This window comes from Polaromonas sp. P1_F6 (assembly GCF_056405695.1).
Map to the genome: position 1 here is coordinate 467,699 of NZ_JBFUBQ010000002.1, position 13,386 is coordinate 481,084.

The following is a 13,386-nucleotide window of genomic DNA, read 5'->3' on the forward strand; positions in this document are numbered from 1 at the left end:
AATCCCGCTATTGCAGCCGACTCCCCAAAGCAGCGCTCTGGCCGCTGAAACAACGTGAATCAAAGACAAGCTGAATCTCCCATGGAGCAAAAGCCGATCGGCTACAACGTTCACACGGGCTCCGACCGGCAGGCAATGCTTGAGGCAATAGGGCTTTTTTCGGTGGAACAGCTGTTTGCCGATGTGCCGCAGCAGGTTCGCCTTCGGCGCGAGCTTGACATTCCTCCTGCCCTTAGCGAATGGGAGCTAATGCGTGATGTCACGGCGATGGCCGGGCTGAACCAGACAGTACTCACGCATTCAAATTTTCTCGGCAGCGGCGCCTACGAGCATTACATTCCGGCCGTTGTCGACGCCATCGTTTCCCGCGGCGAATTCCTTACGGCCTACACGCCTTATCAACCCGAAATGAGCCAGGGCCTGCTACAGGCCCTGTTTGAGTTTCAGGTGCTTGTGGGCCGCTTGCTGGGCCAGCAGTCCGTCAACTGCTCGGTGTATGACGGTGCGACGGCGCTTGCCGAATCGTGCTGGATGATGTGTTCAGCCACCGGTAAGCGCCGTATTGTGGTGGCTCAGGCGCTCTGGACCGAATATCGCGAAGTGTTGACTACCTATCTGGAGCCGCGTGGTGTTCGGCTCGATAGCGCAGGGCATGATGCTGGCACTGGCCAGATCGACGTCGCGGCCATAGCCGCATTGTTAGCGTCCGGCGATATCGCCGGTGTCGTGCTGCAAAGCCCCAATGCCCTTGGCGTCGTCGAGGATGTCGCAGCACTTTCGCCGATTTGCAAACAAGGGCAGGCACTGCTTGGGGTGTGTGTCAACCCGTTGCTTTGCGGCTGGATCGAAGCGCCTGGCAGGCTCGGGGCAGACATTGTTGTCTGCGAAGGCCAAACGCTTGGTTTACCGCTCAGTGCAGGCGGGCCTTATGTCGGCATCATTGCTTGCAGCAAACCACTTGAACGGTACCTGCCGGGCCGGCTGGTCGGCCGGGTGCACGACCTCAACGGAAAACTTGGTTACGCGCTGGTCAAGGAAGATCGCGAGCAGCACGTGGCACGCGACAAGGCTACCAGCCACATTTGTTCCAACCAGGCGCTCAATGCGATTCGCGTTGCAATCTACCTGGCGTGCCTGGGTGACGCAAATTTCATGCGAATCGCTGAGGCTAATGCGGCGAATGCAGCCCTGCTGCACGAGCTGCTGGTTGCGCTGCCCGGCGTCAGGCCGCTGCGCAGCGGCGCTTTTTTCAACGAATTTTCGATTGAATTGCCTGTTGCCGCCACGGCCTTTTGTGCGCGCATGCGCAAGCTCGGATTTTTCGCGGGTGTGCCCATCGCGGCTGCGTTGGCGGGCCACAAGAACGGCCTGCTGGTCGCGGTCACTGAAACCAAATCACGCGCTGATATCGAGGCTTATGCCACGCATGCGCGGGCTTGCCTGCAGGAGTGCTGAGATGGCTGCTACGTCCGCCTCCCAGACCATCACCGAATTGCACCGCTCTGGCGCGGCCAGCGATGTCTTTGCCGGACGCCTGTCCGGGAAGACGCCTGCGCTGCCGATTTTTGCACGAGCCCGTACCGCCATTGGGCTGCCCGAAGTCAGCGAGGTTGACGTCGTCAGGCATTTCACTCGCCTGAGCCAGGAGTCTCATGGTGTCGACAACGGGCCCTATCCGCTGGGCTCGTGCACGATGAAATACAACCCGAAGCGCAATGACGAGCTCGCACGTCTTTCTGGTTTTGCCAATGCCCACCCGATGCAGGATACCGACACGCTCGGCGGCGTCTGGGAAATGTACGAGAGGCTGCAGGCCATGATTTGCGAGGTTACGGGGATGGACGCCTGCTGCCTGGCACCTGCTGCCGGTGCCCATGGCGAACTCGCAGGCCTGCTGGTGATCCGTGCACATTTTGCGCGGCTGAATACCCGTCGCCCGGTGGTGCTGGTACCCGACTCGGCACATGGCACCAACCCGGCGTCGGCGGCCATGGCAGGCTTTGACTGCCGTATCGTGCCGTCCGACCTCAAGGGCCGGGTCGATCTTGCCGCGCTGCGCGGGATGTTGACCTCCGATGTCGCGGCTTTCATGTTGACCAATCCCTCAACTCTGGGCCTGTTTGAGGACCAGATCGTCGAGATTGCCGATGCGGTTCATGCCAACGGTTCATTGCTCTATTACGATGGTGCCAATCTCAATGCACTGATGGGTATCGTGCGTCCCGGCGACATGGGTTTTGACGTAGTTCACGTCAATGTGCACAAGACTTTTTCGACGCCGCATGGCGGCGGTGGACCGGGCGCCGGCCCGGTCGCGGTCAAGGCCGCGCTGGCTGCCTATCTGCCGAGCCCGGTCGCAGTTCGAAAGAACGGCGTGGCTCAACGAGACGACGACAGGCCGCTTTCCATCGGTCGCATGAAAAGCTTCCACGGCCATGTTGGTGTGTTGCTGCGTGCTTACGGCTACTTGCGCACTATGGGTGGGGCCGGCTTGCGCCAGGCGTCCGAAAATGCGGTGCTGAACGCCAATTACCTGCAGCACCGGCTGGCGCCAATGCTGCCGCCGGTTTACGACCAGTTCTGCAAGCATGAAACCCTGTTGTCGGGCGAGAAGCTCAATACATCGGCACGCCAGTTCGCCAAGCGGCTCATCGATTACGGCATCCATCCGCCAACGCTGGTAGGTGCGGGCTGCGTTTATTTCCCGGGTGACCTCAAGTCGGCGATGTTGATCGAGCCAACCGAAACAGAGACCAAGGCCAGCCTGGACTACCAGGTGGAAATTTTCCAGCGGGTCTTTGATGAGGATGCTACCGATGAAGCGCTTGTCGAAAGTGCACCGCTGAGCCGAAAAATTGCACGAATTGATTTGAAGACTTAAGGATTTGCCATGTGTGGAATAGCTGGCGTGGTCAACGCTGCGGGTACGACCAAAGATGATGTCTGGAAGATGATCGACTGCATCAAGTACCGTGGGGTCGATGAGCAGGGGGTGGAGGACCTTGGGCAGGCGGTGCTGGGTCACGCACGACTTGCAGTGGTGGATCCCGAAAACGGCATGCAGCCCATGTCGAGTACCGACGGCAAGGTCTGGGTTGTTTTCAACGGCGAAATCTTCAATTTCATTGAGTTGCGCGAACAGCTCAAGGCCAAGGGCTACAAGTTCAAGTCGCGCTGCGACACCGAGGTGCTGGTGCATCTGTGGTGCGAAAAAGGCGAAAAAATGCTCGACGACCTGGTCGGCATGTTCGCTTTTTTTATCTGGGATCAACGAACGGAAACCGGCATGCTTGCGCGTGACCGCCAGGGCATCAAGCCGTGCTTTTATGCCCCTTATCAAGGCGGCCTGGCTTTCGCCAGTGAAATAAAGGCCATCCTTGCGCTGCCGAAATTTAAACGCAAAGTCAATGAATCCGCGCTTGGCAATGTCTTTACCTTCAACTATTGCCCTCCGCCGGAGACTTGCTTTGAGGGCATTCGCCATCTGCCGCCCGGCACTTTTATGCGCTATGGAGCGGGAAAATTCTCCGAACCGGTGCGCTACTGGAGCTGGCCCCTCGATGGTCCGCGTGTTGAAGCGTCTCAGGAACAGCTTGAGCAGGCACTTAACGAGGCAATCAAGCTGCAAATGAGGTTTGACGTCGACGGTGGCCTGTTTCTTTCTGGCGGTGTCGACTCGTCGGTGATCGCCAATCGGCTGGTGCCGCAATGGAACCGGCCGCAACTCGATGCAATCGGCTTACGCATCGAGGACAAGGGGTTTTCGGAGTACTCCTATGCTGAGCGTGTGGCATCGGAGCTCGATATCAATCTGAAGCCGCTTGATATCAAGCCAGCCGACATTCCTGAGATTGCACAAACTGTGGTGCGGCACGCGGAACAGCCACACGGTGATTTTTCATTTTTTTTATTCTTCCTGCTCTCGCGTGAGGCACACAAGCAGGGAAAAATCGTGATGTTCACGGGTGATGGACCTGACGAGGTGATGCTCGGCTTCCGTCACAACGAACAGTTTTTCTCGGAAATGACACGCACCAATTTTCCGATGCGCAGCTACTTCGACCTGATCAGCTACAGCACCGAAAAAGACCGTCAGCGGATGATGAGCCCGGCTTTTTTCCCGCACACCCAGGGCGCCCTGGACAGGTTTATGGAAATCATCGAGCCATTCGGCGACCTTGAGCCGGCAGAGCAGGTTGCAGCCTATGAACTCAACTCACTCATGCCGGGCAATAATTCGGTCAAGGGTGACCGTATGGGAGCCTGCTGGTCAATCGAGGGCCGTGCACCTTTTCTCGACCACCGGGTCAGCGAAATGTTTGCACGCCTACCAGTGACTTCAAAGTTCCGCGATGGCATCGGCAAGCATTTTCTCAAGCAGGCCGCGGCGAGCTATTTCGACCACGATTTCGTCTTCCGTCCCAAGACCATGCCGACCCTGCCGATTGGCGAGTGGATCAAAGGGCCGCTTTATACCTGGGCACGCCAAGTGCTGAACCTGCCTGATGGCGGCCGCTTCGACCGCAATGAGCTGCTGGTGATGCTGGAGGAGCACCGCAGTGGTTTGCATAACCATACGAAACAGCTACGTACTCTGTTGATGACGAAGCTCTGGTTGCAGGAATTTTTTCCCGAAAACGCATAATTAAAGACGGAAGGCCGGACATGGCAGATTTTGATTACTACCTCGCGCAGTTTGTCGATATTCATGGCCGGCCCAAGGCAAAGTTGGTGCCTGGCAAGCACAAGGAAATGATTTTTGGGGCGGGGGCGGGCTTCGCGGGCTTTGCGATTGCCGGTATGGGAATGGGTCCACATGGCCAGGAGTTCATGGCCGTCGGTGACCGCGACAGCGTGCGTCCCGTGCCCTGGATGCCGTCGACGGCCAGCGTGAGCTGCGATGGACATGTCGATGGCAAACCACATGCGCTTGATTCACGCGTCATCGCCAAGAAGGCGATTGCCGCCTTTCGCGAGGCCACGGGCCTTGAATTTTTCTCCGGCCTCGAACCCGAGTTTTTTCTGCTCAAAGCAACTGCTGCTGGTGGATACGAGGTTGCCACCGGCTCGGAGTCGCTCGACAAGCCTTGTTACGACTTCCGGCACCTGTCGTCGGTGTCTGAATTTCTCATGGAGTTGCGCGCCGCACTCGAGGGGGCGAATATCGACGTGTATCAGATTGACCATGAAGACGCAAACGGTCAATTTGAGATGAACTTCACCTATGCAGATGGTCTGCGCACAGCAGACAACCTGACCTACTTCAAAATGGCAGCGACGGCGATCGCGAAAAAACACGGCATGCTGTGTTCGTTCATGCCGAAACCGTTTGCCGAACGCTCGGGCAGCGGTCTGCATATGCACATGTCGGCGGGCAAAAAATTTGGTGACAACGCTTTTGAAGATAAGGCTGATCCGGGCGGCATGAATTTGAGTCCCTTGGCCTATCATTTCCTTGGCGGGCTGATGGCTCATGCCCCGGGGTTGACCGCGATCGCCGCTCCATGCGTCAACTCCTACAAGCGACTGGTCTCGCGCGGCTCGCGCTCTGGTGCTACCTGGGCGCCGGTCAATATTGCCTGGGGGAATAACAACCGGACCGCGTTTGTCCGTATTCCGGGGGGGCGGCTTGAGTTGCGCGTTCCTGACGCCTCATCAAATCCTTATCTCCTGACCGCTGCCATCATTTATGCGGGTCTGGACGGCATCAAGCGTAAGCTTGATCCTGGGATGCCGTGCAACGAAAATCTTTACCAACTGAGATCGGATGAGCTGGATGCACGCGGGATTCAGCGGTTGCCGGCTTCGCTGCCAAATGCACTTGATGCGTTGGAATCTGATGAAGCATTGTGTGCCGGGCTTGGTCAAGCCTTTGTCGACGAGTTCACACGGCTTAAGCACCTTGAGTGCGACGAATTGTTGCTCCATATCGCGCCGGCTGAGTTCCGGCGATACGTTGATTTTTATTGACGGACTGCATTGCGTCATGCCGTGTGTTCGGTCAAGCCAAAGGTTTCCAAGCTGGCCAAATTCGCACGCTAGAAAAACCGTTCGTCCCATGCGTGTTCATCGATGAGAGTGCTCTTTGTCAGTTATGGTGGCGGGCATATCGAAATGTGCCTGCCCGTAATGCGAGCGTTACGCCAGCTTTCGCCAGCTATTGAACTTCGGCTTATGGCGCTGACCACTGCTTTCGCAGTTGCTCACGATGCTGGCGAGATGGCGCTTGGTTACCGTGATTTTTGCGATCCTGCAGAGTGGGAGCGGATCAAGGCCTATGGTCATCAAATGATGCGAGGCCAATCTCACCCATCGATAGATACATCTGAGTCTCTGGCTTACCTTGGTCTCAATTTTGCCGAACTCGTTGATGAGTTGGGCGAGGAGGATGCTTGGGCGCGCTGGCACAGTCAGGGACGCCAGGGATTTATGCCATTGCGATTTTTCGAGCGAGTACTCGGTAGGGTTCGTCCAGACGTAGTCGTTACGACTAATTCACCGCGCAGTGAGCAGGCTGCCGTTGCTGTTGCTATTGAGCTTGGCATTCCCACTTTGTCAATGCTTGATCTGTTCGCGCTGGCGAGTGATCCGTTTTTGCGACGAAAGATTTACGCCGACCGGTTGACTGTGCTGAACGAAGGGGTTAAGGCCAATTTGGTGAATGCGGGGTTTAATGCGGACCGGTTATTCGTGACCGGTAATCCGGCATTCGATGTTTTGGGCACGTCGACGGCGCGGCAAGCTGGCGAGACATTTCGCCGGTCGATGGGCTGGGATAAAAAAAATATCGTGCTGTGGGCGGGCCACCTGGAGGCTCCCGACGCTTTGCCGCACGAGTTCGCCGGTACCGGTCTGGCGCGGCTGGTGCAGGATTGTCTGGTGTCTTGGCTTGACTCTCGTCCTGATGCCGCGCTTGTTATTCGTTATCATCCCAACGAATGGCACCGCTTTCCGGTGCCGCAGGGAGTTCCGCGGCTACATTGGAGTCAACCCCAAATCGAACCGCTACTGCCTGTGTTGTTGGCGGCGGACCAGGTCATCGTTCAGGGAAGCACCGTCGGGGCGCAGGCCTATTTTGCCGGGAAACGTTTGATCAATATCACCTTTTCGCCTTTTGTCAAAAGCACAGGCCTTGATTACCAAGCCCTCGGCCTGGCTGACGGTGCGTCTGACATCGCCATGCTCCAACAACGACTTGACGAGGGTTTGGACCACCGCTGTCGGGAGTTGTCGGCTGCACGCGAAGTACCGGAAGCGGCGACCGCCGTGGCGTTGCATATTTTGCAGCTTGTGAAAGGGCACGGTCATGGGCATGCCGGATAAGTTGTCTCTGCTCGGTATTATCCTGGCGCGGGGTGGGAGCAAGCGGTTGCCCGGGAAAAACATTCGGATGCTGCAGGGCAAACCTGTATTGGCGTGGAGCATCGACGCCGCGCGTTCGGCGCATTCGCTCGACAAGGTTATGGTGTCGACGGACTCGTCATCCATCGCTGATGTCGCGTCTCGTTTTGGTGCCGAGGTGCCCTTCCTGCGACCTGCCGAGCTTGCGGGTGACGATTGCAGTTCGGTGGATGCGGTGTTGCACGCGCTCGATTATTGGCATGACCATGGGCATGAATTTGATGCCGTAATCCTGCTTGAACCGACTTCGCCATTGCGCGCGAGTGGTGACATCGACGCGGTGGCTGCACTGTTAGCACGTCACTGGGATGTGGCCGACGCTGTGGTTTCGGTCGGCGAGGTTCAACTCGAGAAGCCCGATGTTATGAAAGTCGTCGGTGCTGACGGCTATCTCTCGAAGTGGGGCGATGCTGTGCCGCCTGCCACCGACGTTGCTGGGTCTGTCGCCTATTTTCCATATGGCGTGGCTTATGCGATTAAGACTGCGGTGCTTCGCCGCGATATGACTTTTTATCCGCGCAACGTGATTGGCTACAAAATTCAGCGATGGCAAAACTATGAGATCGATGATGAATTCGACTTTGCATGTGTCGAAGCCATCATCCAACATTTCAAGGGAGAGTTGCCATGAAGGCATTGGTGATTGGCCTCGGATCGATGGGTAAACGAGGTATTCGTTGTCTGCAACATCATGCGGTGACATCGATCTGCGGCTTCGATAGGGCCCCGGAGCGTCGTGCAGCGGCTGCCGCACAGTACGGCATCAAGACTGTCGAGACCTTGCAGTCGACCGATCTGCAGGCATTCGACGTGATATTGATCTGCACACCACCGGATCAGCATCATACGGCGATGGCATGGGCCATCGACGCTTATCGCCCTTGTTTCGTGGAAGCCAGTGTAATTCGCGATCCATTGCCGGAGCTGCTTGAACGAGCTTACCGTCATAAGGTATTGATCGCGCCGTCCTGCACGCTTCGATTTCATCCGGCGATTCGCGACATAGCCGCCATCGTGAAATCCCAGCGTTATGGCAAGGTTTGCAATTTCTCCTATCACTGCGGGCAGTATCTGCCAGATTGGCATCCTTGGGAAAAAGTCAGCGATTATTATGTTTCTCAGCCGCTGACCGGCGGTGCGCGGGAAATTGTGCCGTTCGAGTTGACCTGGATGGTCGAGGTGTTTGGTTGGCCGCTAGCGGTACAGGGCCTTCGGATGAGGACCACCGACGTAGGTGCGCCTATCGACGACACTTACGCCTCGTTGCTGAGCTTCGGCGGATTTGTCGGAACCATGGTAGTTGACGTTGTGGCTCGCCAAGCGGTGCGCAGGCTTACCTTGAATTTCGAACGTGCGTCACTTTACTGGGACTGGGACGAAGCTCGGGTGCGCGTGTATGAAGCAGACGCCGGGCGCGTGCTCGAGCTGCATCAGCCAAAGATGGCCGCTCAAGTCGGGTACAACCGGAACATCGGCGAAGCAATGTATCTTGATGAAGTGGGCAGTTTTCTTGCTGCGGTGCGAGGCGAATCAGTGTTTTCGCACAACCTCGCGGCGGATATTCGTGTGTTGGAATTGCTTGAAACCATCGAAAACGGTGTCATAACCTGACCGTTGAATAGAAAGGCTTTCGAACCATGAGCATGTCATTCCGCGAGCGCTTGCATCGAGTCATCCCTGGCGGCGCTCATACCTATTCGCGTGGGGACGACCAGTATCCAGCGAACGCAYCGGAGATATTGATCAGCGGCAAGGGGGCTTACGTCAAGGCCGCCGATGGACGGACATTTCTGGACTATGGGATGGGCTTGCGCGCGGTTACGCTCGGCTATGCCGACGATAGGGTGAATCGCGCGGCCATGGGAGGTATGTCGCTTGGTGTCAACCTGACCCGCGCTTCTGTGCTGGAACTGGAAGCGGCTGAGCGCCTGGTTGCGTTAATTGATGGCGCGGACATGGTGAAGTTCGCCAAAAACGGCTCGAATGTCACGACGGCTGCCGCAAAGGTGGCTCGGGCCTACACGGGCAGGCAGTACATCTGTGTACCGCGCCAGCATCCATTTTTTTCGTTTGACGACTGGTTTATCGGAGCGACCCAGCTCAAGCGCGGCATTCCGCCGATTCATCATCAGACCACGCTGCTCTTCGACTACAACAATATCGCAAGTCTGCAGGCGTTGTTTGATGCGCATCCGGGAAACATCGCCGGAGTGATGCTTGAACCAGCCACTACGGTCGGTCCTTGCCCGGAATGTGCTTCGGCCAATCGCATGGCGCCTCCTGACTGCCAACGTTGCCCGGGCCACGCAGGCAATTTTCTGCTACAGGTACAGGCGTTGTGCCGACGCGACGGCGCATTGTTCATTCTCGACGAAATGATCACTGGATTTCGCTGGCATCTCAAGGGCGCGCAGTATTTGTTCGGCGTTAGCCCGGACCTGACAACCTTCGGTAAAGGCATGGCCAACGGTTTTGCCATGGCCGCGCTGGTCGGCCGGCGTGAGGTCATGGAAGTTGGTGGCATCAACCGTCCCGGCCAGGAGCGCACTTTCCTGATCTCGACGACTCATGGCGGCGAAATGTCGAGTCTCGCCGCGTTTATGGAAACTGTCAGCATCTATGAGGAGTTGCCGGTTGTTGAGCATTTATGGAGTTTCGGTCGCGAGCTTATCGAAGGGCTTGAAGCGCTCGCGCGCGAGGCTGGTGTCGACCATTCATTCCAGATTCAAGGCAATGCAATTTCCATGAACTACCTGACGCTTGACGCACAAGGTCAGGCAGATCTCAGGCTGCGCACGCTTTTTTCACAGGAGATGATACGCGGCGGGGTGTTGATGCCATGGATCGCGCCGAGCTACGCACATAACCAGGCGGACCTTGACCGGACGATGCAGGCGGCACAGAAGGCCTTCGGAATCTACGCGCAGGCGCTCGAGAACGGCACACAGGGCCTGTTGATCGGTGATCCTATCAAGCCAGTGTTCCGGCAATATAACTAGGGCGGAGGGCGGCGTATGAGCGATCCATTCGGGCTTGATGGGAAAGTCGTCGTCGTTACGGGCGCGGCGGGCATTATCGGGCGTCAAATTAGCGCGGCCTTTATCGAAGCTGGCGCTCGGGTGTTCGCACTCGACCGTGATGCCGACCTTCTTGAGAAAAGCCTCGGTCCGGCGCATGAGGGTCTGCTGACCTGCGCAACAGACATTGCCCGACAGGATGACGTAAAACATGCGTTCGAGTTGTTGTTCGCAAAATGGGGCACCCCGGATGTACTGCTAAACAATGCAGCGACCAAAAGCGAAAACTTTTTCGAGCCTTTCGAAACCTTTCCGATTGACGAATGGAATGAGGTGATGTCGGTCAATCTGACCGGCGCAATGCTTTGTGCGCAGGTGTTCGGCGGTGCGATGGCGCATCGTGGCGGCGGCAGCATTGTAAACACCCTGTCAATCTATGGCATTGTCGCGCCTGACCAGCGCATTTATGAAGGCTCGGAATATCTTGGTCGGGCGATTAACACTCCCGCCATCTACGCCGCCAGCAAGGCCGGTCTATGGGGACTAACAAAATACCTGGCGGCGTACTGGGGCCATCGTGGTGTGCGCGTGAATGCCGTGACGCCAGGCGGTGTATTTAGCGGACAAAATAATACATTTGTGGAAAACTATTCGCGCCGCACTCCCCTGGGGCGCATGGGCGGAGCCGATGACATGGTCAATGCAATGCGCTACCTCAGCAGCGATGCCGCAAAATATGTGACGGGTCATAATTTGGTCGTTGATGGCGGGTGGACCGCATGGTAGGGAACGAAGCGGCGAAGCCGGTTTTTCTGATTGCCGAGGCGGGAGTCAACCATAACGGCGAGCTTACGATGGCGTTACGTCTGTGCGATGCGGCGAAAGCGTCAGGTGCGGATGCGGTCAAATTTCAGACTTTCCGGGCCGAAGACCTGGTCATTCGTGGTGCTCCGACAGCGGAGTACCAGGAGCGTCAAACAGGTGCTCAAGACCAGTTCGCGATGCTTGCGAAGCTGGAGTTGTCTGAGGCACAGCACGGGGAGATCAAAAAGTATTGCGATGCCATCGGCATCGAATTTTTCTCTACGCCGTTTTCTGTCGATGCCGTTGACATGTTGGTCCGTCTCGGTGTCGGGCGGCTTAAGCTGTCTTCGGGCGAACTTACACATCGCACACTGGTTGAACATGCGGCGGCGACCGGGTTGCCGCTCATCATTTCCACAGGCATGGGGACGATGGCAGAAATTCGCGAGGCGCTCGGCTGGATCGGTGCCGCACGCGGTGGCCTGCACGATGTCGTGGTATTGCATTGCACTTCTGCCTACCCGGCGCCTGATAGCAGTTTGAACCTTCTGGCGCTGGCAAGCATGGCGCAAGATCTCGGGCTTGCCACCGGCTACTCAGACCATAGTATGGGCGTCGAAGCATCCCTCGCTGCGGTGGCGATAGGCGCCAGCGTGATCGAAAAGCATATTACTTTGGACCGCACGCTTCCCGGGCCAGATCACAGCGCTTCTCTTGAGCCTGGTGAATTTTTGCGCATGGCGCAAGGTATAAGACGGGTTAGTGCGATGCTGGGTGACGGCCTTAAACAACCGCTTCCCGAGGAGATTGACACTGCTCGTGTCGCCCGACGCAGTGTCGTTGCTGCGGTTGACATAGCGCCCGGGGAAGTTGTGCTTGCAACCATGCTGGCCTGCCGGCGGCCGGCGACCGGTATCGCGCCACGGGATTTTCAGCGTGTCGTTGGCCGACGCTCGCTCGTCGCAATTCCTGCGGATTCGGTTATTCAATGGAATCAGCTCTCCGATTCGGAAGGCGATTGAGTGCCATGGGCGAATATCGGCGAAAAATCATCTACCTGAGCGGAACGCGGGCCGACTTTGGCTTGATGCGGAGTACGCTGATCGAAACCGCACGGCTTGCCGGTCTCAGTGTGGCAGTCACCGGCATGCATCTCGACGCCCGTTACGGCAACACCATTGAAGATATTCGCGATGCCGGTCTGCGCATTTGTGGGGAGATTCCTGTCGATGTTTCAACGCGCAGCCCGCAGAGCATGTCTGCCGGTATCGCCGAGTGCCTCAAGGGACTGACCGTCCTGCTTGATCGTGAACGTCCGGACCTGTTGGTCGTATTGGGTGATCGTGGCGAGATGTTGGCAGGAGCGATTGCCGCCTTGCATCTGGGAATTGTTTGTGTGCATGTTCATGGCGGCGAGCGATCTGGTACGGTTGATGAACCAGTCAGGCACGCAATCAGCAAACTGGCTACCTACCATCTTGTAGCCACCGAGCAGTCACGGGAGCGGTTGATTCGTATGGGCGAGCCGCAGCAGCGGATTTATGTGACGGGCGCCCCCGGCCTTGATGATTTGGCGCAGGACGCGGACATTTCTCCCGAAGCGTGTCGGGAGAGCCTTGGTCTGTCGGCAGGGGCCTTCGTGCTGGCTGTGTTTCACCCAGTGGTGCAGCAGGCGGGGGATGCTTGTGGGCAGACTACCGCGCTGTTGCAGGCGCTGGGTAAGACAGGTCTGCCGGTAGTCTGGTTGGAGCCTAATGCCGATGCCGGCTCCGGTGACATTTTGAAAGCGCTCGACGAAGTGGCACTTCCCGCCGGGTCTCGCCGGTTCCGTCATTTAAAGCGCAATCTATTTTGTGCGGCCATGAGACATTGTGCTGTGATGGTCGGAAACTCGTCTGCTGGGATTATCGAATCCGCCTCCTTCGGTACACCGGTGGTCAACGTCGGTGATCGCCAGAGACTTAGGGAAAGAAATGCCAATGTACAGGATGTCCCCGTAGAAGCCGGCGCGATCACTGTCGCGATTGCCGAAGCGTTGAGGCACGGAAAATGGCCGTGTGACAATAGGTATGGTGATGGGCTGTCGGGTCCGCGTATTGCGAGCCATCTTGTCGACCTTTCTCTGGACCGTTCAGTGCTTGAGAAAATCAATTCCTATTGAGTA

Annotated in this window: 11 protein-coding genes; all 11 read left to right on the forward strand. The window is 57.2% G+C overall.

The genetic code is table 11. The features are described 5' to 3' along the window. The first annotated feature begins 81 nt into the window (after positions 1-81). Positions 82-1,455: an aminomethyl-transferring glycine dehydrogenase subunit GcvPA gene (gcvPA, locus tag AC1DY9_RS08090; RefSeq protein ID WP_477666246.1), complete on the forward strand. Its 1,374-nt coding sequence runs from the start codon at positions 82-84 to the stop codon at positions 1,453-1,455. Position 1,456: 1 nt separating this feature from the next. Then, positions 1,457-2,881, forward strand: a complete 1,425-nt coding sequence (gcvPB, locus tag AC1DY9_RS08095) for an aminomethyl-transferring glycine dehydrogenase subunit GcvPB (protein ID WP_457279364.1) — start codon at positions 1,457-1,459, stop codon at positions 2,879-2,881. 9 nt (positions 2,882-2,890) lie between these two features. Next, positions 2,891-4,645: an asparagine synthase (glutamine-hydrolyzing) gene (gene asnB, locus AC1DY9_RS08100; protein ID WP_477666247.1), complete on the forward strand. Its 1,755-nt coding sequence runs from the start codon at positions 2,891-2,893 to the stop codon at positions 4,643-4,645. A 20-nt stretch (positions 4,646-4,665) separates the two neighbouring features. Further along, positions 4,666-5,970, forward strand: a complete 1,305-nt coding sequence (gene glnT, locus AC1DY9_RS08105; RefSeq protein ID WP_457279362.1) for a type III glutamate--ammonia ligase — start codon at positions 4,666-4,668, stop codon at positions 5,968-5,970. 204 nt (positions 5,971-6,174) lie between these two features. Beyond that, entirely contained in the window at positions 6,175-7,323 is a 1,149-nt protein-coding gene (locus tag AC1DY9_RS08110) for a UDP-glycosyltransferase (RefSeq protein ID WP_477666248.1), read from the forward strand. Beyond that, complete coding sequence (locus tag AC1DY9_RS08115) at positions 7,307-8,032, forward strand: acylneuraminate cytidylyltransferase family protein (RefSeq protein ID WP_477666249.1); 726 nt, start codon at positions 7,307-7,309, stop codon at positions 8,030-8,032. The genes AC1DY9_RS08110 and AC1DY9_RS08115 overlap by 17 nt, the downstream gene beginning before the upstream one ends. Then, positions 8,029-9,012, forward strand: a complete 984-nt coding sequence (locus tag AC1DY9_RS08120) for a Gfo/Idh/MocA family protein (RefSeq protein WP_477666250.1) — start codon at positions 8,029-8,031, stop codon at positions 9,010-9,012. The genes AC1DY9_RS08115 and AC1DY9_RS08120 overlap by 4 nt, the downstream gene beginning before the upstream one ends. 26 nt (positions 9,013-9,038) lie before the next feature. Beyond that, on the forward strand, positions 9,039-10,400 hold the full coding sequence (locus AC1DY9_RS08125; protein ID WP_477666251.1) for a glutamate-1-semialdehyde 2,1-aminomutase: 1,362 nt from the start codon (positions 9,039-9,041) through the stop codon (positions 10,398-10,400). A 15-nt stretch (positions 10,401-10,415) separates the two neighbouring features. Then, positions 10,416-11,204 carry an SDR family oxidoreductase gene (locus tag AC1DY9_RS08130; protein WP_457279357.1) on the forward strand — a complete coding sequence of 263 codons (789 nt, stop codon included), beginning with the start codon at positions 10,416-10,418 and terminating at the stop codon, positions 11,202-11,204. Next, positions 11,198-12,244, forward strand: a complete 1,047-nt coding sequence (gene neuB, locus AC1DY9_RS08135; RefSeq protein ID WP_457279356.1) for an N-acetylneuraminate synthase — start codon at positions 11,198-11,200, stop codon at positions 12,242-12,244. The genes AC1DY9_RS08130 and neuB overlap by 7 nt, the downstream gene beginning before the upstream one ends. A gap of 5 nt (positions 12,245-12,249) precedes the next feature. Next, the gene (gene neuC, locus AC1DY9_RS08140) at positions 12,250-13,383 is read left to right on the forward strand and encodes a UDP-N-acetylglucosamine 2-epimerase (protein ID WP_477666392.1); all 1,134 of its coding nucleotides are present in this window, start codon (positions 12,250-12,252) and stop codon (positions 13,381-13,383) included. Positions 13,384-13,386: the final 3 nt, after the last annotated feature.